Genomic DNA, 26,978 nt, shown 5'->3' with positions numbered 1-26,978 from the left:
GGCGTATGCAATATGAGAAAAAACGATGAGCAGAAAGTAAATAAACTAAAGAAAGAAAAGGTAAAAAAAGAAAAAACAAAGAAAATACCGAAACGTGACAATGCTTCCCGGAAGGAAAAAAAGATAAAAATGAAAGAGTCATCCGGTGGGCAGAAAAAGGAAAAATCGGAAATTCCATTCTATCGCAGCATTGCGATGCGGCTGGTTGGGGCTTTTTTAATTCCGGTGATAGGTGTACTGGTTCTTGGTATTACTTCTTACAATAATGCGTCCAATGCCATTGTGGATACATACAAGGAATCGGTGCAGCAGACTGCTGATACGATGCAGCAGTATATCAATCTGGTTATCACGAGTGAGAAGGACGAATTTAAGACCTATCTGACCGAGTCGGATTTGCGTAAGTATTTTGCGGGGTTGATGGATATGTATGATGAGAGCTCCGTGCGCAAAGACTATCAGGGCAGACTGCGCAATAAGATGGCACTTGACAGTAAGATACAGGGAGCCTATATTATCGCGGACAACAAGCGTACGATTGACTGTCAGGGAATTGTTCGTGACCGAAATGTTTATACGGACTATGTCGGATGCGATCAGGGAAAACTGGTCAGCAAAAGTGCAACAAACTGGTTTTTCTTTGGGACAGATGAAAGTTCGGATAAAACACTGGATCTGGGAATTGATTCCTACTGTCTGCGAATTGTAAAAAAAATGAACAATCAGCCGGCCATGATGATCATAAACATCAGTGATTCCTTTATCCGTTCCGCCATGCAGTCACTGGATCCTGGAAAGGGAGGCTATGTAGCATTAATTACGGATACAGATGGAAAAGAGTTTTATTCCGATGAATCCGTCAAGACGGAAAAAGCACTGATTTACGGTACAAGTTTTTATAAGAAAGCATTGAACGGGAAAAAAGATTCCGGAAACCAGATGATTACATTTAATGGAAAGTCATACATGTTTGTATACAGTAAACTTTCAGCCGGAGATCTTATGGTTGCGGCACTGATTCCTTCTGACCGTCTGCTTGAGCAGTCATCCGGAATCAAACAGCTGACAACCGTACTTGTGATTGTCTGTATGATCATCGCACTTGCACTTGGGTTATTCCTTTCGAGTCAGATGACAGGAACCATCAAATATATTCTGCGTCAGCTGCGCAAAGTTTCCAATGGAAACCTTACGGTTCATCTTTCCGCAAAGCACAAAGATGAATTTGGTTTACTGTGTGATGGTGTCAATGATACCGTAGAGCATATGAAATCGCTGATTCTGGATGTCAATGATGTGAGTCAGCAGGTTGGAGAAGCGGCAATTCATGTGGCAGAGGCATCCGGAACATTCCTTGAAACTTCTAAGAATATTCAGAGTGCAGTTGAAGAGATTGAGAGTGGTGTGAACAAACTGGATACCGGTTCCGATAACTGTATGAGTCAGATGGATTCCTTATCGGGAAAGATTAATAATGTAAGCTCCAATGCAGATGAATTGGGAAAACTTACTTCTGCAACCGGAGAAACCATTACCACCGGTATATCTTCTGTACAGACACTTACGCAGACATCCGAGACCACTGCAAACATTACAAGAAATGTCATTCAGTCAATACAGGAACTGGAAGAAAAATCAAAATCCATCAGCAACATTGTTTCTGCGATCAATGATATTGCGGAACAGACGAATTTACTTTCCCTGAATGCGTCCATTGAGGCAGCGCGTGCGGGAGATGCCGGTAGAGGATTTTCTGTGGTCGCAGAAGAAATCCGCAAGCTTGCCGATCAGTGTCTTGCTTCTTCTTCCCAGATTTCTTCCATTGTAGATGAAATCGTTTCCAAGACGGGAGAAGTGGTAAATATCGCAAGACAGGCGGAAGATGCAGTTTCTTCCCAGTCTTCCGTTGTAGAGGATACCACAAATTCCTTTAAACAGATTGACCAGCTTGTAGCGCAGCTGATTCAGGCACTGCAGACGATTTCGAATAATGTGCAGGAAATGAATGGTGCACGAAACGAGACACTCAGTGCAATCGAGAGTATTTCCGATGCGTCCACCCAGACGGCAGAATGTTCTTCATCGGTACATTCGGCAGCAGGTACGCAGCTGGATGCAATCAAGAATCTGGATGAAGCATCCCAGAGTCTTACGACCAAGGCCCAGAGTCTGCTGGATGCACTGTCAACGTTCCAGGTTTAAGCAAAAAGTGAAAAAGCCTGAAGATGAAATGCTTCAGGCTTTTTTTATGGAGGAAGAAAATGCGGACAATTATCGTAGTCATTTATGTTTTTTTATTTTTGATTCTTGGACTGCCGGTTCTCGGAATCGAATGGATTATCGCAAAATTTGATAAACATGCAGCCGATATCAGCCAGCTTCGGATTGTGCAGTGGGGACTGCGCTGTGTATCTTTTTTGGCGGGGGTTCATCTGACTGTTGAGGGAAAAGAACATGTACCAACGGATCAGGCTGTACTTTATATTGGAAATCACCGCAGCATTTTTGATATTGTCATTACTTATGCACAGTGTCCGAATCTGACCGGGTATATTTCTAAAGATGGTGTCAATAAGGTTCCGCTGCTGGGAATATGGATGCGCCGTCTGTATTGTCTGTTTCTTGACCGCAAGGATTTAAAGCAGGGACTTAAGACCATTCTGACCGCTATCGATCAGGTGAAGTCCGGCATTTCTATTTGTATTTTCCCGGAGGGAACGAGAAATCGTGACCGGGAGGATGCAACGATGCTTTTGCCGTTTAAAGATGGTTCTTTTAAAATAGCACAGAAGACGGGATGTCCGATCATTCCGATGGCACTTACCGGGACGGCGGATATTTTTGAAAATCATTTTCCGTGGCTGCACCGTGCAGAGGTAAAACTGACCTATGGGGAGCCCATTATTTTTGCCGAACTTTCCAAGGAAGATCAGAAACATATCGGCGCATACTGCCAGAATGTGATTCATGAAATGCTGCAGGAACACAAAAATACAAAAGAATAGATCGCACGACCGCTGCATAGGATAGCATAAGAACGAAAATAGAGTGGTCAACCATGAAAGATAAAAAAAGAAAGTATATCCTGATGATCATTTTGCTGGGGGTGCTTATGCTGCTGAGCGGGTGTGTGCGAAAAGAATGTGAGGAGAAGGTAAAGGATCTGGAGTTTACCGTGACAAAGGAGGAAGAACTTCCGGAAGCCTTAAGACAACAGATTGAAGAAAAAAAGGAGGGGGATTTCCGTTTTACATACAGCGATAATGAATATTTATACGTTGCCAGAGGTTATGGAATACAGGAGACCGGAGGATACAGCATCTCCGTGGAAGACTGTTATCTGAGTGATACCGCCATCTGTGTAAAGACGAGACTGCAGGGACCCAAAAACGGAGAAGAGGTGACAAAAGCACCTAGTTATCCGTTTATTGTACTGAAGCTGGAACTGCGGGAGGAAGAGGTACTGTTTCAATAGGGTACTTAAGAACTATTGTAAAAAGTTTAACACTCTGCTATACTAAAGCTACTAGATATAGTATTTTCTAGAATATTCAACTCAAATGGAGGAGGCAACAATGGAACAGGCACAGATTAGCAAGGTTCGGGCATCCGTTCATCGGCAGCGCGGTAACAGAGTGAAAATTCAGTTAGACCGTGGACGTAACAAGGTAGATATTCAGGAAGGCGTTATCCAGGGCGCATATCCAAGCGTTTTTACAATACTTGTAGATGACGAGCGAGAGGAAAATCCTCCACAGTTATTATCATTCAGTTACACTGATATTATTACAAAGGACATTCGAATGAAACTTTGTTAGGAATGAATAAAATTCCCTTTCTTTGAATAAGTATTAGTATACTTACTTCAAAGAGAGGGGATTTTTTTGTTTTGGAATTGAAGAGACAGCTGTTCAGACAGAATTTACTAAGGAGCAGGGCGTTTACCCAGATTACGCTGGATGATGACTGTATTGTAAAAGACAACAAACCGGATCTGTTGAACATTATACATACCAGGGGTTCTGTTATTTTTGAGGATGTCAAGGTGAGCAGCCAGACGGTGTGGGTTACCGGACAGTTGCGTTTTGTCGTGTTATACCGCAGTGAAGATAACCGGCTGGAATCTTTTACGGACAGTATAAATTTCGGAGAAAAAATTTTTATGGATGAGGTGGAAGAACGCGATACCGTCAATCTGAGCGGAGATCTGGAGGATCTGAATATCAGTGCCATCAATTCCAGAAAGCTTGCCGTGCGTGCTCTGCTTGGCATTCATGCCGTGTGTGAGGTGCCGGTGGAAGAAGAAATTGTAAGTGGTGTTGAAAATGATCCGGATATTCAGCAGAAAAGCCGGACGATGCAGCTTTTGGCACTGACATCCGCGAAAAAGGATATCTTGCGTGTGCACAGTGATATTGCACTGCCACAGTCCAGTCCGAATATCGGACATCTGCTTTATGATTATGTGGAAGTGCGTAACCGGCAGGTGATCTGCACCGGGGAGCAGATGCAGATTCAGGGAGAAGCGTATGTGAATGTATTGTACAGCAGTCCGGAAGGAAAAATGGAGTGGTATGAAACGATGGTTCCGTTTTCCGAATCAATAGAAGGGGGAATGACCGGAACACAGCCGATCTGCTGGGTACATTGCCAGACGAAAGAATATGAGGTGGAACCGGCAGAAGATTATGATGGCGAAATGAGGGCGCTGAGCCTGAATCTTTCCATGGATGTGGAAATGAAGCTGTGGGAAGAAAGGAATGTGGAACTTCTGGCAGATGTCTATTCGCTGGAAACAAATCTTGTGCCACAGAAAGAAATGGTCTGTGCAAAAAAACTGCTGATTAAAAATGAAGCAAAACTGCGGATCTCTGAACAGATGAAGCTGGCGGAAGAACAGGAACGGATCTTACAGCTGTGTTCTTTTGAGGGGCATGCAGAGATGGATCATGTGGAACCGGTGGAAAACGGGTTAGAGGTAGAAGGAATCCTGACGGTTGATATTTTGTATGCAACGACGGATGACAGTTTTCCGATTGCACATACGCAGGAACAGATTCCGTTTACACAGATTGTTGATGTTCCCGGCATGAAAGGGCACACGGAAGATATTTCTTATGAAATCGAGCCGGCGATTGATCAGCTTGCGGTGAATCTGCTGGATAACGAACGATTTGAGGTCAAGGCGGTTATTTCCCTGCAGACAATTGTACAGCAGGAAGTGTGCATGGAAAAAATTGTGGATATCCATAAGGAACCGCTAGACGCGGTGGAACTGATGAAGCAGCCGGGAATTGTTGGCTATATTGTTAAAAAAGAAGAACAATTATGGGACATTGCAAGACATTTTCATACTACCGAGGCAGAAATTATGGAGACAAACGGACTCAAATCGGCAGATGTGCAGCAGGGCGATAAGTTACTCATTGTAAAGAAAGTGAGTGAATGTTAGAATTGATGATAGAAAGCGTCAAAAGGAGAAAGTTATGGAAAACGAAAGAAAAAAGAAATTTCAGGACTATGCACCACCGGAGCAGAAACCATCGGGGGGATACAACTTAAACGGGGTGTATTATTCGCGTGACGGACAGCGGCTGGATGATCAGCCCAAGAAGAGCTGGAGCCAGCGGGAATACGAGCGCGCGGAGCGCGAAAAAATACACTGCCGGGCGAAACGGGAGCAGAGGGAAAGTGAGGTTGATGCGCAGGGAAATCCGGTCAAGGACAATTCGGGAGTCAAAAAGGCCATCGCAATTGTTGTGATTGTTCTGGGCGTGATCGCTTCCATCGCACTGCCGGGATCTGCAACATGGGCGGTGATATTTGCAATTGTTACACTTATCAGCGCCAGAAAACAAAAGCAGAGTTACGATGCCGGGGACTGGGAACGTTTCCGCACAAGTGCCAAAAAAGCAACGAGGTGGCTTTGGGTAACACTGGGGTTGTGCTGTGTGGGTGTGGTTGCAATCTTCGGAATCGTGGGAATATATTTAAAGTCCGACAACGGTACTGTGGGTCTGATTCGTGAGGCAATTCAGACAATCCGGGACGATGACAGTTCCCATACTCCTGAAAATTCCCACCAAGATGCTGTAGCAGATTCAAAAAGTAAGGCGCCGGATGGAAAATTTAAGGATCTGAATGGGGAGAATGTGTCTTATGTGCATGGATTTAATACATTCGCCCTTTCCGGAAACGAGTTTTCGATTCCGTGTAAATTTTCGGAGTTTGAAAAAGCCGGATTTACCATCAGTAACGATGAAGATAAAAAGATTAAGCCGGGAGAATCTGATGGTTATGCATACTATGAGGAGGATGGAACTTACCGCGGGACGATCTTTATTTTTAATACATCAGATAAGGATATTGTGCCGGAAAAGGGAATCGTTGGAGGACTTACATTAAATCCGGGTTCACCGGTGAAAAAAAACGATCTGAAACTGGCAGGGGATCTGGGGTTTGAGAGTCAGCCGGATGATTTTGGACAGGTTTTGGGATATCAGCTCACAAATTATGTGAGCATGAGCAATTATACGTCCTATGAGTGGTATTTTGAAGACCAGGGATATTATACCAGCCTGCAGGCACAATATGGGGAAGATGGAAAACTGAGTACGGTCTGGTTAATGAATAATGCTGATTTGCGGAATTAATGGCTGTTTTTGAAAAAATTTATGAATTTTTCCTTAATTAGTAAGAAAAACCAGTAGAAAAAATATGTATTTTGTGCCACAATAAAGGAAGGTATGGGAGCACTCCCATGGAAGATAAGTCTGGAGGCATAATATGCATAAGAAAATACATGTAAAAACAAAGAATAAGATTTGTGCAGCAGTATTGGTGTTTGTTCTGGCCGGGTCACTTACTGCAGGTGCGTGTGCGGTACCGAATGTGTATGCAAAGACCGAGGCAGAAAAGAAGCGTGATGCGTACAAGAAAAAACTGAAAGCAAAAAACAGCGATATTGCAAATATCAAAGACAGTCAGTCGGATGTAAAAGACAGCATCACTGCTGCCGCAGCCAGAATGAAAACACTTCTTTCCAAGCAGGAACAGCTGAAGTCGGATATTAAGGACAAGCAGAATGAAGTGGAGCAGGCAAACAAAAAGCTGGAAGAAGCAAAGGAAGAAGAACAGAACCAGTATGATGCCATGAAGCTCAGGATTCAGTATCTGTATGAGAACAGTACGGATAATTCCATCTGGTCTGCCATTCTGGAGTCCAATGGGCTGTCCGATATGTTAAACCGTATTGAATATGCGACCGATCTGTACAAATCTGACAGGGAACTTATGACTTCTTATCAGAATGCGGTAAAGAAGGTTGAGGACTGGACTATGCAGCTGGCAGATGAGATGGACAGTCTGCTTGCTTTGCAGGATAAGTATCAGACCCAGCAGGGGGAACTGAAAACCCTCATGGCAAAGCTCGAACAACAAAAAGATGCCTATGCGCAGCAGCTGGCAGAAGCACAGAAGCAGGCGCAGGACTATAAAAAGACAATTTCCAAACAGGAGGCAATTATCCGTGCGCAGGAGGCAGCGGCAGCGCGTGCCAATGCCAACACCTATGACGGTGGAGGTACCGGTGCCAGTGGTGGAATTGCAAGCGATTCCTATCTGAAAGATCCGGATTGTAATCCTTCACAGACAACAGATGTGAGCGGCGCAGATATTGTGGCTTTTGCGCAGCAGTTTGTCGGAAATCCTTATGTATGGGGAGGAAACAGTCTGACCAATGGGGTTGACTGTTCCGGATTTGTACATCAGGTCTATGCACATTTTGGAATTAGTACCCCACGGTATTCCCAGGCATTTAAGAGTGTGGGACAGCCGGTGTCTTATCAGAATATCCAGGCGGGAGATGTCGTGGTATATCCGGGACATGTGGCAATTTACATTGGAAACGGAAATATCGTGGAGGCGCAGTCAACAAGAGCCGGCATTACAAACAGCCGTCCGGTGAACTGTCACACGATCACCGCAATACGCAGACTGGTATAGGAGTTTTTGATGAGACCAAAACATCTGGTATCCATTGTTCTGATTGCAGTTGTGCTTGTGATGCTCATGAGAAATAATAATAGCATGACGAATGCAAGGCCGCTTGTGTACCGGGAGTCTCTGGATGAAGTGGCAGCGCAGATCAATGGTGAAAAACTGACCCTTAGAGACATGGCATTTTATGTCGGATATGAGGAATATCAGATTCAGCAGGAGGCACTGGTATACGATCCGGATGATCCGAACCGTTACTGGAGTATGCGCGTAGAAGGGGGATTTATGAATGCCGTTGCACGCAAAAATGCGATGCAGATGGCACTTCATGATGAACTTTTTTATCAGATGGCCATGGAGGAAGGCATTACACTGGATGACAATGACCAAAAACATATGGACAATAAACTGGAGGATTTCTGGGAGGATCTGACGGAACGTCAGGGGGAAACGGCACTGGGGATTTCCAGAAAAGATGCAAAAAAGACGATCCAAAGGATTGCATACGCCCAGAAATATCAGGAGGTGTATGCACAGCTGCATAACCGTACCTATGACGATTATGCGTATAGGGAGGATTCCTATCAGAAGCTTTTGAAAAAGCAAAAATACAAAGTGAATGCTAAAGTATGGAATCGTGTGAGTTTTGGAAATGTCACATACAATAATAAAAAGAAAGAAGATTAAAAAATGTCAGTAAAATTAGGAAGAAATGATCCATGTTGGTGCGGAAGCGGCAAGAAATATAAGGCGTGTCATGCGGCTTTCGATGATAAACTTGCACGTTTGGCACAGGAGGGTCACGTTGTTCCGACACATGACCTGATCAAGACGCCGGATCAGATTGCAGGGATAAAGGAGAGTGCCAAAATCAATGTAGCAGTACTTGATTACATAGAAAAGAACATTCACGCAGGAATGAATACAGCGGAAATTGATAAGATTGTCTATGATATGACCACTTCCATGGGAGGTATTCCGGCACCGCTCAACTACGAAGGATATCCATACAGTGTATGTACTTCAGTGAATGAGCAGGTATGTCACGGATTTCCTTCCGAGAAGGTGATCTTAAAAGAGGGGGATATTATCAATGTAGACTGTTCTACCATTCTGAACGGATATTTTTCCGATTCTTCCCGGATGTTCTGCATTGGGGAAGTAAGCCCGGAGAAAAAGAAACTGGTTCAGGTAACGAAAGAATGTGTAGAACTTGGACTTAAGGAAGTAAAGCCCTGGGGTTTTTTGGGTGATATGGGTCAGGCAGTTCACGATCATGCTTATGCTAACGGGTATACCGTTGTACGTGAAATTGGCGGCCACGGTGTTGGCCTGGAATTTCATGAGGAGCCGTGGGTTGGTTACAATTCCAGGCGTGGAACCCAGATGGTACTTGCGCCGGGTATGATCTTTACCATCGAGCCGATGGTTAACATGGGCGGTGTGGAGATTTTCATTGACGAAGAGAACGACTGGGAAGTATACACCGAGGATGGAATGCCATCTGCACAGTGGGAGATCATGGTTCTTGTCACTGAGGATGGCCATGAAGTACTTAGCTGGTAAAGGTTCACGTATGCCATACATCTTTGATGTATGCGTGTAATATGGGGGAGTACAGATGAAAAAGGATTGTCTGACAACATTTTCAAAGGTTGACTTTAATACCTTTGAGCCGGAAGAGGATAAAATACGAATTGAGGATATTGCACATGCCCTGTCGATGATGACGCGGGCAAACGGGCATTTCCCGCAGTTTTTTTCTGTAGGTCAGCACTGCATCCAGTGCTGCCATGAGGCAACTGCGAGAAACTATCTGCCGCAGACGGCACTTGCCTGTCTGCTTCACGATGGAAGTGAAGCCTATCTGGCGGACATTACCCGTCCGGTCAAGAAAAACATGACGATGTATCTGCAGATCGAAGAACAGCTGCAGCATATGATCTACACCAAATTTCTGGGATATGTGCCGGAGGGGGAAGAGGCAGAACTGATTACAAACATTGATGACAGCTGCCTGTATTATGAGTTCCTTCATTTTATGGATGAAAAAATGTATTCGGTGGAGCCGGTTATGGTGAGCACACCGAGCTATGAATTTCAGCCGATGGCTGATGTGGAGAAAGAGTTTCTTTCATTGTTTGAGGAACTGAAAGAGAAAATCAGGGAAGAGGAATCCAAGAAATGAATAAAAAGGAAGTCCTGGAGTTAAAAAGAAGATTCAAGAAAGAGGCGGCAACGTTTACGCGCGTGTGTGGCTGTTACGTTGACGGAAATCACAATAAAGTCTGTAAGTTTGGAAATACATTTCTGAATCTGGAAGAAGATGAATTTTACAAATATCTGGAAATTGCAAATAAGGCATTGTCCGGAACCATCGGAAATAACCTTCTGGAATTGAAGTTTCCGATTGAGGAAGAGGAAGTGGGCGGTCGTCAGCATATTCTGATGGCACTGCGCGCATCGAAGCTGGAAGATGAAAATCTGCTGGATACCTTTTATGATCTGGTAATCGACACGTATGACCATGCCGGAAATTATCTGATCGTGCTGTTTCACGATGCATACGATGTGATGAGCCGGACGAGTGACAATAACAATCTCGATGAGTCCGAGGAAGTGTACGAATATCTGATCTGTGCGATCTGTCCGGTCGATCTGTCAAAGCCGGGGCTTGGCTTTCTCGAGGAGGAGCACCGGATCGGGCCGCGCGTGCGCGACTGGGTGGTAGGAGCTGTGGACACTGCATTTTTATTCCCGGCATTCAATGACCGCAGTACGGATATCCATTCGACATTGTTTTACACGAAAAATACCAAGGAGCCACATTCTGAATTTATGGCAAACGGATTGGGTTGCGGCATTGAGCGCACCGCAACCGAGCAGAAGATGGCATTCCATTCTATCGTCCGCAACGTGCTTGGCGCAGAGGATGAGCACACGGATGATGTGCTTTTGGATCTGCAGCAGAATTTAAGTGATATGATCGATGAATATGCCGAGACACACGACGATGACGAAGATGTTTTCCTGCTCGATAAGGAAGTGGTCACAAAGCTTCTCGCAGACAGTGAGATCAGCGAGGAAAAGGCTGCAAAGATCGAAAAGTCCGTGGATGAGGCATTTGGCGAGAAACCGCCTGCAGCAGAGAATGTGATCGACTCCAAGGCGCTTGTGCAGAATGAACTGCGTGTGGAAAAAATGGCACTTGAGGATCAGGTCGGCACACTGACCGTGCAGCTTAATGAAAAGGATGAGGCGCTTGCGGAGCGTACCTCCCAGCTCATTGAAAAGCAGGAAGAGATCGACAATTATATCGCTGAGACAAAGACGTATGATGTGGTACTGCGCGTGAAGCCGGAGAAGGCATCGCAGATCAAGTCACAGGTGATCAACGGGCAGAAATGTCTGGTGATTCCGATGGGCGAGGATGAGCACGCCACGATCAATGGAGTGAATACGACGGTGTAAGAAAGGTGGAAGTGCATCATTCATGATCGTTTATCATGGTTCAACGGAAATCTATGAAATAAAGTATATATTCAGGAAAGTTCACAGAAAAAACTGTGGACTTTTTTATTTGAGATAAAACATATGAAAATAAATTGACAAAATATTCTACATAATGTAGTATAAAAACATACTACATTATGTAGAATGAAAGAAGGAAATTGATATGGCAGAGTTACAGATGGGACCAATTGAATCCAGATTTGCGGATATTATATGGGACAATGAACCGATTTCATCCTCCGAACTGGCAAAGAAAAGTGAAGCGGAACTGACATGGAAGAAGACAACTTCCTATACGGTTTTAAAACGTCTATGTGACAAGGGCATCTTTGTCAATAACCGGGGAACGGTGACATCCCTGATTTCAAGAGAGCAGTTCTATTCCATGCAGAGTGCGCAGTATGTGGAGGAGACGTTTGACGGTTCGCTTCCGGCGTTTATTGCCGCGTTTACAAAGCAGAAGAAACTTTCTTCAAAGGAAATTGCCGAGATTCAAAAAATGATCGAGGAAGCGGAGGAAAAGTAAGGGATATGGAAAAAATTTTTACAGTCATTTGTGAACGGGGAATCAGTGCCGGATATGTAATACTGGCAGTAATTGTCCTGAGACTGCTTTTCCGAAAGAGTCCACGCTGGGTGATGGGAATTCTGTGGGCACTGGTTGCCATCCGTCTGATTTGTCCAATTGTGGTGGAAAGTCCGTTTTCTGTTGTGCCAAAAGGACCACTGTTTGATAAAGAAACATCAAATTTAAAATCAGAACAGGAAGTTCAGCAAATAAATAATTTGCCAGATCAAAATCAGACAGCAGGTAAGCAGGTAGCAGAAATAAAAGAGCATACAGCCAAACAGGATGAGACAAAAGATTTCTGGACAGATAAAAGAAAAACAGACAGCAAAAAAATGTTAAGTACCATCTGGCTGCTTGGCATGCTTGTGCTGACCGGATATGGAATATTTGGAAGTCTCCGTGTGGAATATCAGTTGCGGTTTGCGGTACCAGTGGAGCAGCAGATTTGGGAATGTGACACCATTCATACTTCATTTCTATGGGGACTGTTTCATCCACGCATTTATCTGCCATCGGGCATGAATGAAGAGACGAAGCGATATGTAATCAGACATGAGCGGGCACATCAGAAACGCGGGGACCACTGGTGGAAAGTAATCGGTTATGTACTGCTTGTGATTTACTGGTTTCAGCCGCTGATGTGGATCGCTTATTGGATTTTTGCCAGGGATATTGAGTATGCCTGTGATGAACATGTTATCGGAAATCTGTCATTTGCAGAGAGGAAGGAATATGCACAGGCACTTCTTTTATGCGGCAGTGGCAGAAGCCGCAGACTGGCAGGACCACTTGCGTTCGGAGGGCTCGGCGTTAAGCCGCGTATAAAAAATGTGTTGTCTTATCAGAAGCCGGGCAGAGGGAAAATTGCAATTTCACTTCTGGTATGCGTTGTTGTAAGCGTCTGCTTTTTGACAAATCCAAAAGATGTAAATGGGATGGATGCAGAAAAACATCCGGTGAATATGGAGGCGGGCAGACAATTGGATCACGTTCTTTCCGACAAAATGCACATGGTATTTGATGGAAAAACAGTACAGAATCAGAGATTGCAGGTATTGCTTACGCGAAATGGAAAAGATCTGACAGCGCATGTACAATCAGCAGATGGAACGATCCAAAAGAAGTTGCAGGGGGCAATAGGAGAAAATACAGGCTGGTTTATGGTAAAAAGTGAGGATGGCAGTTTGTTGGAAGGTTACGCATCAAAGGGGGAGTATCCCTATATCAGTGTACAGGGAATTATTGATGGGAAAAAATAGAAGCAAATGATTTGTTTGAAAGTACAGGGACAATCTTTGAGACAAAAGAAGAGGAAGCAGATTATTATGTTGGAATGGGGGAATATGGTGGTGTGGAAGTCACGAAAGAGACAATGGACGCATTTATGCAACAGATCAGGACAGCAGTGGATGATAAAGAGGCATTTGCGAAGCTGATGGATTATCCAGTGAAAATTAATTATGAAGCTGGCAGTGTAACGGTTAGTAATGAAAAAGAAATGATGGAGACATATGATACCCTGATGAATACAAATCGTTTCAAAGAGAATGTCAAAGAAATTTTTGTGGGCAACTACCCATTTTATAATTATATGGGCGTGATGCTGGAAATTGGTGAGCAGGGACAAAATGTATGGATTGATCAGGATAAAAATGGAACGCTTGGAATTTATGCGATCAATGCAGGCTGAAACATAGAGGTGTATAATGAAAAGAAAAATTTTGGCAGCAAGTCTGGTGGCATGTTTGTGTTTGATGACCGGCTGTACGCAAATACACGATACAGTCACAGAGGAGCGTCAGGCACAAAGTGCCCAAACGATGCAGACAGAAGCGGCAGATACAGAGACAACCGAAGCTGTGGATTCCACAGAGGAAAGTGATACGGAATATATCGATACAACCTATACACAGGAAAAAATCAGGGAAATTTTATTTGGAGAGTGGAAAGTCAGCAAATTTCTTGGTTTTACAAAGATTCAGAATGATTACGCGATTTATCCGGATGGGCATGACATCATAGGCGATCATATTGTGATCAATGAGCATACATTTTCCAGTGAAGGAATAAAAAAATATGAACGATATCAATGTGAACTTTCAGATCCGATCTACAGTGTGAGCAGTATCAAAGAAATGTATGCCATATATGATATAAGTGACTCCGTCGAAAAGGGGACAAAACTTTATGACATGATCGTCAATGAATCCCTACAGGATGTAGAGATCGAAGGAATCAATAAAAACGATCCTACCCAGTCGTGGCCTTCTGCGGATATTATGATATCGAGTGAGAGTCATACGGTTATCCTTTATGTTGACTGTGAATATTATCTGCTGGAAAAAGTTTAAATAAAGTAGGCATTTGGAATGAAATCTATCCCTTTCTGTGCTATCATAAATCTATTGGATTATGATACATGGAAAGGGGCTTTTTTTATGGGTAGAAAAAATCCCGCAAAAAATATAAATATCGGTCTGCTGGCGCATGTCGATGCCGGAAAGACCACGCTGTCGGAGGCACTGTTATATGCCACCGGGCAGATCCGTGCGCTGGGGCGTGTGGATCATCAGGATGCATTTCTGGATACGGATGCGCAGGAGCGGGCGCGTGGAATTACGATTTTTTCCAAGCAGGCGCGACTTCGGTTGCAACCGACGAATGAGAATTCACATGGTGAACAGACAATAGGTCTGACAATTCTGGATACACCGGGACATGTGGATTTCTCCGCGGAGATGGAGCGCACGTTACAGGTGCTCGACTATGCAATCCTTGTTATCAGCGGAACCGATGGCGTGCAGGGACACACGCGGACACTCTGGCGGCTCCTGCGGCACTATAACATTCCGACCTTTTTGTTTGTCAACAAGATGGATCTGCCGGGGGCGGACAAGGAAGTCGTGCAGCAGCAGTTAAAAACCGAACTGTCCGATGGATGTGTGGATTTTACACAGGACAGCGGAGAAGCATTTTTCGAGGAAGCTGCGATGGGAAGCGAAGCACTGCTGGATGAGTATATGGATCAGGGCAGCATTGCAGAGGAGCATCTGGCGCATGCGGTGGCAAAGCGCGAACTGTTTCCGTGCTACTATGGCTCGGCACTCAAAGTGGAGGGTGTGAAAGAACTGCTTGCAGGCTTTGCAAAATACCACAGGGCACCGGAGTATGAAGACGAATTTTCTGCCCGTGTATACAAGATTGGCAGAGATGCAAAAGGAGCGCGGCTGACCTATCTGAAAGTGACCGGAGGCACGCTGCATGTCAAAGACCGGATTTCCTATGATGGTCTGGAGGAAAAAGTTGACCAGATCCGTCTGTATTCCGGAGAAAAATTTGAGACCGCGGAGGCGGTGGAGGCCGGGGAAGTCTGTGCTGTGACCGGACTTACCACAACCGTACCGGGACAGGGACTCGGCGCGCAGCAGGAGAGCAGTGTGCCGGTACTCGAGCCGGTGCTTAACTACCGGATTTATCTGCCGGACGAAGTGAATGCCGTGGAGATGATGGAAAAATTAAAGCAGCTTGAGGAGGAAGATCCACAGCTTCATATCCTCTGGAATGAGCAACTGCAGGAAATCCATGCGCAGATGATGGGGCAGGTGCAGATCGAAGTTCTGACGCAGTTGATCAAAGAGCGGTTTGGTGTTGTGGTTGTCTTTGGACAGGGCAACATTGTATATAAGGAGACGATCGCAAAGCCGGTGGAGGGTGTGGGACATTTTGAGCCACTGCGCCACTATGCGGAAGTGCATCTGCTGCTGGAGCCGGGCGAACCGGGCAGCGGAATCGAGGTGGCGAGCGTGTGCAGTGAGGATGTGCTCGACCTCAACTGGCAGCGGCTGATCGCAACACATATTATGGAGAGGGAACATCCGGGCGTACTGACCGGATCAGCACTCACCGATGTAAAAATCACGATTTTAAGCGGACGCGCCCATATCAAACACACCGAGGGCGGTGATTTCCGGCAGGCAACTTACCGCGCGATCCGGCAGGGGTTAAAGAGTACGGAAAGCGTGCTGTTAGAACCAGTGTATGCGTTTACGCTTGAAGTACCGCAGGAGATGGTTGGCCGTGCCATGACCGACTTAAAGCAGCGTGCAGGCAAGTTTGATTCGCCGGAATTTGGCACCGGAAACGGCATGGACTACGCCGTGCTGCAGGGCACGGTTCCGGTCGCAACAATGCAGGACTACAGCAGTGAGGTGCATGCGTATACCCGCGGACTCGGGCATCTGACACTGGAACTTTCCGGTTATGATGTCTGTCACAATAGTGAGGAAGTGATCGCGGGAATTGGGTATGACAGTGAAGCGGATACGGCAAATCCGACCGGATCGGTATTCTGTGCGCATGGTGCCGGATTTATCGTGCCGTGGGATCAGGTGGATAATTATATGCATCTGCCGCGGCAGTTTGTGCCGGAGGAGGAAACCCAGACACCTGCGGACGGGCGCAGTTATGAGACCAACGGGCAGAGTTTTGGTCCGGTGCACCGGCAGCAGTCTTCCGGCAAGACCGGCTGGGAGTTAGATCAGGAGCTGCAGCAGATTTATGCCCGCGAGTTTGGCATGAGCCGCGAAGATATGGAAGATCAGGAACGGCGCAAGTGGCTGAAAAAGAAATCCGATGCGCCGAAGCCGAATGTGGTAAAATATGATAAAAAAGGCAATCCGATCTATCCGGCGAAGGGACCGCAGGAAGAATATCTGATTGTGGACGGTTACAATATTATTTTTGCATGGAAAGACTTAAATGAACTTTCTCGTGTCAATATTGATTCCGCAAGGGACAGGCTTTTGGATATTTTAAGCAATTATCAGGGATACAAGAGCTGTCCGGTGCTGGTGGTGTTTGATGCCTATAAGCGCAAGGAACATCCGGGTGCCAAAAGCAAATATCACAATCTGGATGTGGTCTACACGAAAACCGATGAGACCGCGGATGCATTTATCGAGCGCACCGTGCATGAGATCGGGCACAAGTACCGTGTCACGGTTGCGACAAATGACGGGCTGGAGCAGCTTACGGTCATGAGTCAGGGGGCGCTTCGCATGTCGGCGGACAATCTCCGGGAGGAGATCGAGCGGCTGAGCCGGCTGGAGTATGAAAATTATCTGGCAAGTCAGAAGCGATAACTTGAAAAACAGGAGATATAAAAGGTTGAAAAGCCTTGAATTTTAATAAAGACACCTGATTATATGAGGAGGAAAATAAAATGTTCGTAGCAGAAGATATGTATCAATTAGGAAGCCAGCGTTCGGCAATCCGTGAATTATTTGAGTATGGCAAGCAGCGCGCAGCAGTTGTGGGAGCGGAAAATGTCTATGATTTTTCTCTTGGAAACCCGACCGTACCGGCACCGGACTGCGTCAATGAGACCATCCGTGACCTGACACAGAAACTGGATTCCATTTCTTTGCACGGATATACTTCTGCACAGGGAGATATCGAGACGAGACAGGCAATCGCAGATTACCTGAACAAGACATATGAGACTGCGTTTTCGGCAGACAATTTTTACCTGACCATGGGAGCTGCCGCATCTTTGTCCGTATGTTTCCGCGCACTTACCACTTCACCGGAAGATGAGTTTATCACGATTGCACCGTTTTTCCCGGAGTACCGTGTGTTTGTGGAAGCCAACGGAGCGAAACTTGTTGTGGTACCGCCTCACACCAGCGATTTCCAGATCGATTTTGAAGCCTTAGAAAAAGCCATCAGCGCACACACTAAAGGCGTGATCATCAACTCCCCGAACAACCCGTCCGGAGCTGTCTATTCGAAAGAGACAATCCGGAAACTTGCCGCACTTCTGACAAAGAAATCCGAAGAAAACGGCACACCGATCTTTATTCTTGCGGACGAACCGTATCGCGAGATCGCATACGATGGCGTGGAAGTACCGTATGTGACAAAATATTATGCAAACACTCTGGTATGCTATTCCTACAGCAAATCTCTGTCACTGCCGGGCGAGCGTATCGGCTACGTGATCGTTCCAGATGAAGTGACCGAGAGTAAGACGGTCTATGCGGCAATTGCAGGAGCCGGGCGTGCGCTGGGTTATGTCTGTGCACCGAGCATGTTCCAGAAAGTGATTGCATCCTGTGTCGGCAACACCGGGGATATCGAATTATATAGGAAAAACCGCGATCTGCTCTACGATGGCCTGACAAAGATCGGCTATGAATGTTTTAAGCCACAGGGCGCTTTTTACATGTTTGTCAAGGCTTTGGAGCCGGATGCAGATGCATTCTGCGAGCGTGCCAAGGATCAGGATCTTCTGATCGTATCCGCGACCGGATTCGGCTGTCCGGGGTATGCGCGTGTGTCCTACTGTGTCGATTACGATATGATTGAGCGGTCGTTTTTGGCATTTGAAAAATTGTATCAGAGTTATCGTTAGGGGAAATTATGTCAGACAGTAAACGAAGAGAACACATCTGTTTCACTGGATATGTGCAGGGGGTAGGGTTTCGCTACCGTCTGTCGCATCTGGCCCAGTACTATGGTGTGACCGGATGGGTAAGAAATGAATATGATGGATCGGTCAGTGCCGAACTACAGGGGCTTGTCGGAGAGATTGATCAGATTATCCAGCAGTTGAAACAGGACAGATATATTGATATTACCGGGATGGATCGGCAAAACATACCACCGGATGAACAGGAAAATGGCTTTCATATCCGGTATTAGCGGAGTGAAAAGGGATGGAGAAATGAAAAAGAATATGATGGTATTTTGGATATGTTTACTGCTTGGAATCCTGAGCATGATTTATGCGGTAATGGTTCATGCGACCGGTTCCGGCACAGCTTTTTTCCTTATATGGATTGGTATCGGGATCGTGGTGTTTCTGTTTGGAATTTCCGTGTACATGGAAGTGTGGAAAAAGGTTCCGCATCCGGTAAAAATCTTTGCAGGAATGATTGTCTGTATCGGACTGCTTGTGTTTTGTATCGTAGAGGGCTGTGTGATCAGCCAGATGCACGCGGATGGACGAGGGGGGCTTGACTATATTATCGTACTTGGCGCACAGGTGAGAAAGGACGGTCCGAGTCCGGTTCTTAAATATCGTCTGGATAAGGCTGTGGAATATCTGAATGAAAACCCGGACACGGTCTGCATTGTTTCCGGAGGACAGGGAAGCAACGAGCCGTGGTCTGAAGCAGAGGGAATGGCACGGTATCTGCAGGAAAAAGGAATTGATACTGCGCGGATTTTGCCGGAAGATAAATCGCAGACAACCGAGCAGAATATCACGAACAGTAAAATGCTGATGAAAGAAGGCGCATCCGTTGGCATTGTGACCAACAATTTTCATGTATTCCGTGCCCTACAGATTGCCAAAAAGTACGGACTTTCCGATGTATGTGGAATTGCGGCGGATTCCACACCAAAATATCTGCCGAACAATATGCTGCGGGAATTTTTTGCAGAGATGAAGTGGCTGTTATAGAGAAAAAGGGGAACACCCTGCACAAAGCAGAGGTGTTCCCCTTTTTTTTTCATAACTATAAACCGCAAATGACGGCATTTTATAATCGTTCATGTCGAAATAACTGTAATTCGCGCAATTAACAGCAGAACTTTTTTAAAATGTGGTACTATATTCACAGAGTGAATGCACATCAGACCAGATGTGCCAGAAGTCTGAAAAATGGACACAACGGAGGAAATGCTTATGAAAAAAATGGTAGCTTTTGTGATGGCACTGGCATTGGTCTGTACCAATGTTCCGGCTAATCTGCATGTACAGACAGGAACAGAGACCGTATACGCGGCACAGGAGACAGCGATCAATTCAGAGCAGGATCTGATCGCCATGCAGAATAACCCGAAGGGAAAATATTATCTGGCAAAGGATATTACAATTACGAAAAAACTGAATATGTTCCCGGATTACAAAGACGATAATGGTGATTACCGTGTGGACAGTTTTATGGGAACGCTGGACGGTAAGGGGCATAAGATCAAAAATTATGCGGGAATCGGGTTGTTTGATAATGCAAAAAATGCAACCTTTAAAAACATTATCATGACAAATGTTACGATAGAAGGAACTGAGAGTGCCGCAGCTTTGGTATATAGTGCGAAAAAATGTACATTTACCAATATTACAGTATCCGGCAGTACAAAGACAGACGGCGCAGGGATTGTATTTATGGATGAGAACTGTAATTTTACCGATTGTACCAGCAAGGTCGATGCCAATATCAAAGCAGAGAAGGACATTTGGATCAGTTTTGCAGGAATCAGCCGGGGAGATTCTGGCAGTACTTTCAAGAATTGTAAGAACAAAGGAAATTTGAAAGTGACCAGTGAGTCTCTTGATGATCTAAGCTATAAGTTATGTGGTATTACAAGATATGCAAAAAGCATGGAAAACTGTTCCAATTCCGGCAATATTACAATTGTAAACACAGAAAAAAATGATCCGGAATATGGACCGGCTTTAACCGCTTGTGGTGTTATAGAGGAGTGTAGACAAAAAATTACAGGATGCAGCAATACCGGAAATATCTCAGTGACAAATAAAGGCGGTAAAAAATCAGCGACAAGGGCAACGATAGCCGGTGTGTTCGGTTCGTCAGGGAAAGCAGCCAGCCGCTGCTATAACACGGGAAATATTTCCTATAAAGGTGCCTGTACGGATTACTCGCTTGATAAAGCGATCAGGGTTCAGGGCGTTGGCACCGGATATGGAACAAGTGAATGCTATAATACTGGAAAAATTACAGTTAAGCTGACAAGCGGAACGGCTTGTGTGGGTGGTGTAAGCTATGCCGGAACAAAACTTAAAAACTGTTATAATACCGGAGCGGTAAGCCTGACCGGAAATGGTCTGGCCGGTGGTATCGCGGCAGAGTTCTATTCTGGTTACAGCAATTATAATACCGGTAAAATCTCAGGAAAAGGCAAAACGCTTTACAAAGGTGAGATTGCCGGAAATGCCGGATACAGCTACTTGGACGGTGTGACGGTCTATGATAATTATTATACCGGTTCCGGCAAAAAAAGCGGATCGGAGAGCACATCCTGGAAACCATATCAGTCCAAAGCAAAAAAAGTATCTTCGATCACATTCGGAAACTGCTCGAAGCTTTCTTCCAAATACTGGACATACTCAAACAAACATAAAAGGCTGATCTTAAAGAACAACAAAGAAGCATAGGAGGAATGTATATGAAAGCAAAGAAAAAAATAATCCTGCAAATAGGAAAAAATTTGTGCAGTCTGGCACTGGTACTTATTATGATGATCTGCATCCTACCGCAGATGACCGTAAAAGCAGACAATGTGGGTACGACAGAGGAAAAACTCGAGGAAGACTGGGGGGCAATGAGTTCAGCAGCCGGCAAAATGAATATGACCAATACAACAACCAAAGCACAGGTCATGAAAGTAATTACTGCTGCAGCAAAAAACGGAACCAAAGCAGAGTGGAAATCGTTCCGCAAGGTAGATGCAACTTATGAAAGTAAGGGAGGCGTTACAGCCTATCTGAATCTGTCACTGGATGGAAAGACAAGGGAACTTTATATCAATGAAGTGATTCCGACATTGGGAAACAACCGGCCGGAAAAAGGAATTGCCGTTTCTGAGGATGAATGGAACATTTTGCGGCTGACCAATATTGAGCGTGCAAAGGAAGGGAAAAAACTTCTTACCATGCCGGCAGCACTGCAAAAAGCAACTGCAGTCCGTGCTAGGGAAAATGTCAACAATACACAGCCAGCACATACCAGACCAAATGGAACCAGCTACAAGACTGCCGTTCCGTCTTCTTTTAAGAATACCGGACTCGGCGAGAATATGTACAAATGTACAAAAACTGTTACGGCACAGCTTGCGATGCGTGGATGGATGAACAGTGCCAGTCATAAGGCAAATATTTTACGGGAAAATTATCAGTATCTGGGCGTTGGAACTTATAAGACAGAGGCAGTGCAGATCTTTGCATCTTCCAGTAAGAAGATCAAGTCCTACACAACAAGCACCGGAAAGACCACTTTTGCAGATGAGGAGGCAATGGCTGGCGAATATCTGATCTGTACGGATCAGGCAGGTGTGAAATCGTATCTGCCACTTGATACAAACTATATGAAAAAAGTAAAGGGTGGCTATACGATCAATCTGAATGCGACAAAGACCGTGAAGATCAAGATTAAAAATGCATCTTCCACCTCCTCGTACACCGATGTGGATGCTGCCGATGCCAAGGCAGTTGCATGGGTGGTAAAAAACAAGATCATGGAGCCTACCAGCAAGAACGAATTTTATTCCAAGGCAATCTGCACCAAGGGTGATGTATTTAACGCTTTGTACAAGGCAAACGGATCTCCGACACCGAAAGCATTAAATCATTTTCCGGATGTCAAGAGTACGGACAGTTACTATAAAGCTGCATTGTGGGCAGTGGATAAGGGGCTGATTGAGTATGGAATCTTTGAAGGAAAATATGCTTACCAGCGTGGCTATGCACTGTATTATGTATGGCAGAGCATCGGTGCACCGAAAGCATCCCAGAAATCAACATTTACGGACTACAAGGACTGGGTATTTTATGCGGATGCGGTAGCATGGGCCGAGTCCAAGGGCATCATCAAAGACAATGGTGATCATAAATTCAGACCGGACGATGCCGTTACGCGTGTGGAACTTGCAAAATTTATTTATTATGCATACAAATAAAAAACTGATAAAAATCGTTCATGTCGAAATAACTGTAATTCGTGCACAAAATGTCGCAAATTGCAGTAAACGAGGTATCATATTTTTACAGTAAATGGACGACAAAGGAGGACTGGTTATGGTGAAACAATTTAAGGAAACACAAATGGAAGGAAGAAGGCTGCTGTATTTGGGGATAGCAGCATGTATGCTTTTGCTGGTCATGGTAATCTGTCATGCAGAGCCTGTTTTTGCAAAGAACTTCGAAATGGATCTGGATGCAAATAAGGTAACTTACACACTTACAGAAGCAAAAAGCGGTGAAATAACGTTTGGTGCGGCAAACACTACCGGGTACATTTATGTCGGAAAAAAGCCGGACACATTTGTTGTAAAAAACAGCACAGATAAAGTTATCCGCGTTGGTATGTGGGTGGCTGCAGAAAGTCCGGTTACAATGTCATGGTATGCGGATTTCGGACCGGCGCTGACGAGCCAGACGATCGGCCGGAGTGCAACAGCAGTTATTACAGGACAGACTGCAAAACCGGGAGAAGAGGTAGCTATACAGTATGCTTATATGGAGGCGGAAAACAAGAATGTGAAAACGCAGCCACGGCTTCAGGTTATAGCAAGAATCACCGTTACGGATGACCCGGTGTATGAGACAGTGATCAATAAGACACCAAAGATTGATGTGACGAAAATGTCTGCAGATCAGGTTGGAATTCAGGTAGATGTCAATAATGGTGGTGCAGATACCAAAGGCGCTTCAAAGATTTATGTTTATAAGGGATCAAAAAAGATCAAGACAATTACAAGTAAGGCGACAGATATATATACATTTACTTATAAGGAAAAAGGGGCAGGTTCAGCAAAATATAAGGTAAAAGTCGAAATGACTAAAAACAAAAAAGATGCCAAGACCAGTAAGCTGGTTTCTCCAAAGGCAAATGTATATTCTGTGAAGGTCAGCACGAAGCTGAGCGACTATGAACAAAATGATATGCTGTTTGTAACAAAATCTCTTTCTTATAGTGGAAATACTCTTATTGTAAAGGGATATACGGTAAATACGATGGGTGTAGATCTGGCTTTCCCAATCTATACACGGGCTTCTTATCCGGGAAAAATGCTTTTTGAATATGAAACACCGGAAAATAAAGTGATTAAGAAGGGTATTCACAAGTATACATTCAAGGTTAAGAATGTGCCGGTTGTAGATTTACGGCACTGTGGAATCAATTTTGCATAATTACGGTGGGATTACACGAAAATAGAGAGTCGCAACGACCAGGAATTTGCAGCTTGTACAGAAGCAGCGTGACAATAAGAAAACGTACCAGTATTACATTGTGGCATATAAGACGATTGACGGAAAGAAAGCAAGGATCGGCAAGACACTGACGTTGTATGCTGTGATGAACAATGTAAAGTACACGGAAGTAAAAAAGATCAAGCTGAATAAGAAAAGCTACAGCTTAGAAGTCAGTGCAAAAGCAAAGATCAAGGCTGTATTGTTAAAGCGGGAGAATGAAAAGAAAATGAAGGCAGAGTCAGAGAAACTTCGTTTTTATTCGACCGATAATACGGTAGCTGAGGTAAATGCAAACGGAACGATTACCGCAAAAGGTGCAGGAACCTGTTACATTTACGTTGTTGCGGGAAACGGAATTTCCCAAAAGATTAAAGTAACCGTAAGTAAAGCAAAATAAAAATCAGGAATAGAGTTAAGGATAACGCATATAGGGAAAGCCACAATGTCCATTTGAAAGAATGGACATTGTGGCTTTTTTATATTGACAAGAGGTGGACAAGAGGTGCCTGACACAATAAAATTGGCTCGTCCCTTGGGGTACGATTTATAATTAGTTTAGCAAAACCAGAGAGAACTTACAAGGAGAATGCATATGAAAAAACGAAATTTAATGAACAGAGGAATCGCAACCTTACTTTCTGCAACAATGGCCTTGAGTATGATGGTGGGAATCGAATCGACAGTGGCCGGGAATAAGATGCAGGTGCAGGCAGCAACGGTTGCACCGAGTGTGACGGCTTATGCGACCAAGACACAGTTGATGGATGATACCTTTGCACCGGGAAGTAATGGAGAGCCTGTGAATACAGGCAAACTTGTATTTGGAAAGAATAGTGACGGAAATGCACAGGAATGGTTTGTCTTAGGAAAGGATGACGGCGTAGATGGCGATAATACGATTATCTTTGCGGCGAGTCCGATTATGACAGGGATGTATAATTCTGTCATCGAAGACAAGCAATATCAAGAAGGATATGGAACGTATGCAGATGGCAATCCTACAGTGTTAAATGCCAACCATTACGGAGCAAGTGAGTTAAGGGCGACACTGCAGAATATGGCAAATGCAGAAAAATCGGCGTACTTTTCTGCAACAGAGAGATCTCTAATGAAGGCGACAACGATTACAACGAATGATACAAGGAATAGTAACAGTTATACTACATCCGATAAGTTGTACATTCCTGCAGGTGATTTATTGGAATATAGCATAAAAGTAGGAAGTTCGGACAAGATAGCGTCAAGATATCCATATGCGAACTTTTCGGTAGCACGGGCGATGTTCTGGCTGCGCGTACCGCAAATTGATTACAGGGGTGGTGTATATTATAGTGACGTCAATTTTCTTGTTGGATCGGGAGAGGGTATTAACAAAGAACATGCCGTGCGTCCTGCTTCCAATCTGGATCTGTCGAATGTTTTATTTGCATCGGCTGCCACAGCAGCATCATCTGATGCGGTAGTGTCCGGCACAATTGCAGAGGGGACAGCGATGACTCTGCGATTAAATGGAAGTGATCCAGCCATTAATGATCAGATCGGCCGCGCAACCTATGATGCGACAACCGGAGAGATCTGGGCGGTCAAAGGCGGCATATCGGGTAATGTGGCACTTGTGGTGCAAGGAAATGATGGAACGAACGATTGGTATTACAGCAAACAGGTTGGTCTTAATCCGTCTATCGTAACAGTAACGGGCAATGATATCAAGAACCAGCTCGGTCTGTCATCCGATATTGATCTGTTAAATTGTAAAATCTGGATGGAAACAACGGTTGATAATGTTGTTTATGCGGTTGAGGCAACGGATAAAGATAAGCTTGTAAGCATTACGGCACCGAATTCGATTACGGTAGCGAACGGAACCGCTTATGATGCAATGAATCTGCCTTCAGAAGTTAAAATCGTGACCGAGGGTCATACGATAACAAGTGCGCCTGTGACATGGGATACAACCACTCCGGCAAGTGGAAGCTATAATCCGACGCTTTCCACGGAGCAGACCGTGACATTAAATGGTACAGTCACATGTCCGAATTCAGTTGATGCAAACGGAGTTGCACTTACTACAACCATTACGATCACAATTCGTGCAGCAGGAGCAATACCGACGACTCCGGGAACTACAACACCGTCGCAGCCAAAGCCGGAGAATCCAACACCGTCGCAGCCAAAGCCGGAGAATCCAACACCGTCGCAGCCAAAGCCGGAGAATCCAACACCGGAACAGCCGAAACCGGAGGAGCCGAAGCCGGAAGAACCGCAGAAGCCGGATAAGCCACAGGAGACGCAGAAACCAAAGGTAGAAGTGCTTCCGGCAAAAGCGTCTGTCACAGACAATGGACAGGTTACGCTTACATGGGATAAAGTGGATGGTGCGGAAGGTTATCGCATCTATCGGAAGGTTAAGGGAAGCAAGGACGGATATCAGAGAGTCGCAACGACCAGGAATTTGCAGCTTGTACAGAAGCAGCTTGACAATAAGAAAACGTACCAGTATTACATTGTGGCATATAAGACGATTGACGGAAAGAAAGCAAGGATCGGCAAGACACTGACGTTGTATGCTGTGATGAACAATGTAAAGTACACGGAAGTAAAAAAGATCAAGCTGAATAAGAAAAGCTACAGCTTAGAAGTCGGTGCAAAAGCAAAGATTAAGGCTGTATTGTTAAAGCGGGAGAATAAAAAGAAAATAAAGGCAGAGTCAGAGAAACTTCGTTTTTGTTCGACCGATAATACGGTAGCTGGGGTAAATGCAAGCGGAACGATTACCGCAAAAGGTGCAGGAACCTGTTACATTTACGTTGTTGCGGGAAACGGAATTTCCCGAAAGATTAAAGTAACCGTAAGTAAAGCAAAATAAAAATCAGGAATATTGACAGAATCAAAGTGACG

Annotated in this window: 24 protein-coding genes; all 24 read left to right on the top strand. The window is 44.9% G+C overall.

Translation table 11 applies throughout. The features are described 5' to 3' along the window. The first annotated feature begins 12 nt into the window (after positions 1–12). The 24 genes from DXD06_RS02300 (at position 13) to DXD06_RS02185 (ending at position 26,946) form a co-directional block, all read left to right on the top strand. Entirely contained in the window at positions 13–2,202 is a 2,190-nt protein-coding gene (locus tag DXD06_RS02300; protein ID WP_117830509.1) for a methyl-accepting chemotaxis protein, read from the top strand. A 59-nt stretch (positions 2,203–2,261) separates the two neighbouring features. Then, a complete protein-coding gene (locus DXD06_RS02295; protein WP_117830508.1) occupies positions 2,262–3,005 on the top strand; it encodes a lysophospholipid acyltransferase family protein in 744 nt (247 codons plus the stop codon). A 53-nt stretch (positions 3,006–3,058) separates the two neighbouring features. After that, positions 3,059–3,475, top strand: coding sequence for a protease complex subunit PrcB family protein (locus DXD06_RS02290; RefSeq protein ID WP_022047004.1), 417 nt, complete (start codon positions 3,059–3,061; stop codon positions 3,473–3,475). 100 nt (positions 3,476–3,575) lie between these two features. Then, on the top strand, positions 3,576–3,818 hold the full coding sequence (locus DXD06_RS02285; RefSeq protein WP_117830507.1) for a Veg family protein: 243 nt from the start codon (positions 3,576–3,578) through the stop codon (positions 3,816–3,818). Positions 3,819–3,889: 71 nt separating this feature from the next. After that, complete coding sequence (locus tag DXD06_RS02280; RefSeq protein ID WP_117830506.1) at positions 3,890–5,452, top strand: DUF3794 and LysM peptidoglycan-binding domain-containing protein; 1,563 nt, start codon at positions 3,890–3,892, stop codon at positions 5,450–5,452. A gap of 34 nt (positions 5,453–5,486) precedes the next feature. Beyond that, positions 5,487–6,653, top strand: coding sequence for a DUF308 domain-containing protein (locus DXD06_RS02275; protein ID WP_117830505.1), 1,167 nt, complete (start codon positions 5,487–5,489; stop codon positions 6,651–6,653). 133 nt (positions 6,654–6,786) lie between these two features. Then, complete coding sequence (locus DXD06_RS02270) at positions 6,787–8,004, top strand: C40 family peptidase (RefSeq protein WP_117830504.1); 1,218 nt, start codon at positions 6,787–6,789, stop codon at positions 8,002–8,004. Positions 8,005–8,013: 9 nt separating this feature from the next. Further along, complete coding sequence (locus DXD06_RS02265) at positions 8,014–8,685, top strand: hypothetical protein (RefSeq protein ID WP_117830503.1); 672 nt, start codon at positions 8,014–8,016, stop codon at positions 8,683–8,685. A gap of 3 nt (positions 8,686–8,688) precedes the next feature. Then, complete coding sequence (locus tag DXD06_RS02260; protein WP_055262558.1) at positions 8,689–9,564, top strand: methionyl aminopeptidase; 876 nt, start codon at positions 8,689–8,691, stop codon at positions 9,562–9,564. A 55-nt stretch (positions 9,565–9,619) separates the two neighbouring features. After that, entirely contained in the window at positions 9,620–10,186 is a 567-nt protein-coding gene (locus DXD06_RS02255; protein ID WP_022046997.1) for a hD domain protein, read from the top strand. Further along, positions 10,183–11,469: a DUF4317 family protein gene (locus tag DXD06_RS02250; RefSeq protein ID WP_117830502.1), complete on the top strand. Its 1,287-nt coding sequence runs from the start codon at positions 10,183–10,185 to the stop codon at positions 11,467–11,469. The genes DXD06_RS02255 and DXD06_RS02250 overlap by 4 nt, the downstream gene beginning before the upstream one ends. Before the next feature lie 205 nt (positions 11,470–11,674). Beyond that, a complete protein-coding gene (locus DXD06_RS02245; protein WP_117830501.1) occupies positions 11,675–12,037 on the top strand; it encodes a BlaI/MecI/CopY family transcriptional regulator in 363 nt (120 codons plus the stop codon). 5 nt (positions 12,038–12,042) lie between these two features. After that, positions 12,043–13,341 (top strand): M56 family metallopeptidase, encoded by a 1,299-nt coding sequence (locus DXD06_RS02240; RefSeq protein ID WP_117830500.1) that lies wholly within the window; start codon positions 12,043–12,045, stop codon positions 13,339–13,341. 11 nt (positions 13,342–13,352) lie between these two features. After that, on the top strand, positions 13,353–13,772 hold the full coding sequence (locus tag DXD06_RS02235) for a hypothetical protein (protein WP_117830499.1): 420 nt from the start codon (positions 13,353–13,355) through the stop codon (positions 13,770–13,772). A 16-nt stretch (positions 13,773–13,788) separates the two neighbouring features. Further along, positions 13,789–14,433, top strand: a complete 645-nt coding sequence (locus DXD06_RS02230) for a hypothetical protein (RefSeq protein ID WP_117830498.1) — start codon at positions 13,789–13,791, stop codon at positions 14,431–14,433. Positions 14,434–14,520: 87 nt separating this feature from the next. Continuing rightward, the gene (locus DXD06_RS02225; protein WP_117830497.1) at positions 14,521–17,223 is read left to right on the top strand and encodes a translation factor GTPase family protein; all 2,703 of its coding nucleotides are present in this window, start codon (positions 14,521–14,523) and stop codon (positions 17,221–17,223) included. 80 nt (positions 17,224–17,303) lie between these two features. Then, positions 17,304–18,494 (top strand): pyridoxal phosphate-dependent aminotransferase, encoded by a 1,191-nt coding sequence (locus DXD06_RS02220; RefSeq protein WP_117830496.1) that lies wholly within the window; start codon positions 17,304–17,306, stop codon positions 18,492–18,494. An 8-nt stretch (positions 18,495–18,502) separates the two neighbouring features. After that, on the top strand, positions 18,503–18,784 hold the full coding sequence (locus DXD06_RS02215) for an acylphosphatase (RefSeq protein WP_022046993.1): 282 nt from the start codon (positions 18,503–18,505) through the stop codon (positions 18,782–18,784). 22 nt (positions 18,785–18,806) lie between these two features. Beyond that, entirely contained in the window at positions 18,807–19,547 is a 741-nt protein-coding gene (locus DXD06_RS02210; protein ID WP_117830677.1) for a YdcF family protein, read from the top strand. 225 nt (positions 19,548–19,772) lie between these two features. Further along, the gene (locus DXD06_RS02205; RefSeq protein WP_158569468.1) at positions 19,773–21,263 is read left to right on the top strand and encodes a ZmpA/ZmpB/ZmpC family metallo-endopeptidase-related protein; all 1,491 of its coding nucleotides are present in this window, start codon (positions 19,773–19,775) and stop codon (positions 21,261–21,263) included. An 11-nt stretch (positions 21,264–21,274) separates the two neighbouring features. Then, the gene (locus DXD06_RS02200) at positions 21,275–22,783 is read left to right on the top strand and encodes an S-layer homology domain-containing protein (protein WP_158569467.1); all 1,509 of its coding nucleotides are present in this window, start codon (positions 21,275–21,277) and stop codon (positions 22,781–22,783) included. Between the two features lie 118 nt (positions 22,784–22,901). Then, positions 22,902–24,017: a hypothetical protein gene (locus DXD06_RS02195; protein WP_117830493.1), complete on the top strand. Its 1,116-nt coding sequence runs from the start codon at positions 22,902–22,904 to the stop codon at positions 24,015–24,017. Positions 24,018–24,063: 46 nt separating this feature from the next. Further along, positions 24,064–24,477, top strand: coding sequence for an Ig-like domain-containing protein (locus DXD06_RS02190; protein ID WP_117830492.1), 414 nt, complete (start codon positions 24,064–24,066; stop codon positions 24,475–24,477). A 195-nt stretch (positions 24,478–24,672) separates the two neighbouring features. Continuing rightward, positions 24,673–26,946, top strand: a complete 2,274-nt coding sequence (locus DXD06_RS02185) for a DUF6273 domain-containing protein (RefSeq protein WP_158569466.1) — start codon at positions 24,673–24,675, stop codon at positions 26,944–26,946. The last annotated feature ends 32 nt before the right edge of the window (positions 26,947–26,978 follow it).

Origin of the sequence: Roseburia sp. TF10-5, assembly GCF_003462365.1 — a bacterium.
GTDB lineage: Bacteria > Bacillota > Clostridia > Lachnospirales > Lachnospiraceae > Roseburia > Roseburia faecis.
Note: the sequence above shows the minus strand (reverse complement) of the source record. Positions and strands in the feature narration are given on the sequence as shown.

What these genes read in the sequence shown, in the direction of transcription:
- DXD06_RS02300 (WP_117830509.1), top strand. Translation starts at nt 13, where the DNA reads ATGAGAAAAAACGATGAGCAGAAAGTAAATAAACTAAAGAAAGAAAAG.
- DXD06_RS02295 (WP_117830508.1), top strand. Translation starts at nt 2,262, where the DNA reads ATGCGGACAATTATCGTAGTCATTTATGTTTTTTTATTTTTGATTCTT.
- DXD06_RS02290 (WP_022047004.1), top strand. Translation starts at nt 3,059, where the DNA reads ATGAAAGATAAAAAAAGAAAGTATATCCTGATGATCATTTTGCTGGGG.
- DXD06_RS02285 (WP_117830507.1), top strand. Translation starts at nt 3,576, where the DNA reads ATGGAACAGGCACAGATTAGCAAGGTTCGGGCATCCGTTCATCGGCAG.
- DXD06_RS02275 (WP_117830505.1), top strand. Translation starts at nt 5,487, where the DNA reads ATGGAAAACGAAAGAAAAAAGAAATTTCAGGACTATGCACCACCGGAG.
- DXD06_RS02270 (WP_117830504.1), top strand. Translation starts at nt 6,787, where the DNA reads ATGCATAAGAAAATACATGTAAAAACAAAGAATAAGATTTGTGCAGCA.
- DXD06_RS02265 (WP_117830503.1), top strand. Translation starts at nt 8,014, where the DNA reads ATGAGACCAAAACATCTGGTATCCATTGTTCTGATTGCAGTTGTGCTT.
- DXD06_RS02260 (WP_055262558.1), top strand. Translation starts at nt 8,689, where the DNA reads ATGTCAGTAAAATTAGGAAGAAATGATCCATGTTGGTGCGGAAGCGGC.
- DXD06_RS02255 (WP_022046997.1), top strand. Translation starts at nt 9,620, where the DNA reads ATGAAAAAGGATTGTCTGACAACATTTTCAAAGGTTGACTTTAATACC.
- DXD06_RS02250 (WP_117830502.1), top strand. Translation starts at nt 10,183, where the DNA reads ATGAATAAAAAGGAAGTCCTGGAGTTAAAAAGAAGATTCAAGAAAGAG.
- DXD06_RS02245 (WP_117830501.1), top strand. Translation starts at nt 11,675, where the DNA reads ATGGCAGAGTTACAGATGGGACCAATTGAATCCAGATTTGCGGATATT.
- DXD06_RS02240 (WP_117830500.1), top strand. Translation starts at nt 12,043, where the DNA reads ATGGAAAAAATTTTTACAGTCATTTGTGAACGGGGAATCAGTGCCGGA.
- DXD06_RS02230 (WP_117830498.1), top strand. Translation starts at nt 13,789, where the DNA reads ATGAAAAGAAAAATTTTGGCAGCAAGTCTGGTGGCATGTTTGTGTTTG.
- DXD06_RS02225 (WP_117830497.1), top strand. Translation starts at nt 14,521, where the DNA reads ATGGGTAGAAAAAATCCCGCAAAAAATATAAATATCGGTCTGCTGGCG.
- DXD06_RS02220 (WP_117830496.1), top strand. Translation starts at nt 17,304, where the DNA reads ATGTTCGTAGCAGAAGATATGTATCAATTAGGAAGCCAGCGTTCGGCA.
- DXD06_RS02215 (WP_022046993.1), top strand. Translation starts at nt 18,503, where the DNA reads ATGTCAGACAGTAAACGAAGAGAACACATCTGTTTCACTGGATATGTG.
- DXD06_RS02210 (WP_117830677.1), top strand. Translation starts at nt 18,807, where the DNA reads ATGAAAAAGAATATGATGGTATTTTGGATATGTTTACTGCTTGGAATC.
- DXD06_RS02205 (WP_158569468.1), top strand. Translation starts at nt 19,773, where the DNA reads ATGAAAAAAATGGTAGCTTTTGTGATGGCACTGGCATTGGTCTGTACC.
- DXD06_RS02200 (WP_158569467.1), top strand. Translation starts at nt 21,275, where the DNA reads ATGAAAGCAAAGAAAAAAATAATCCTGCAAATAGGAAAAAATTTGTGC.
- DXD06_RS02195 (WP_117830493.1), top strand. Translation starts at nt 22,902, where the DNA reads ATGGTGAAACAATTTAAGGAAACACAAATGGAAGGAAGAAGGCTGCTG.
- DXD06_RS02185 (WP_158569466.1), top strand. Translation starts at nt 24,673, where the DNA reads ATGAAAAAACGAAATTTAATGAACAGAGGAATCGCAACCTTACTTTCT.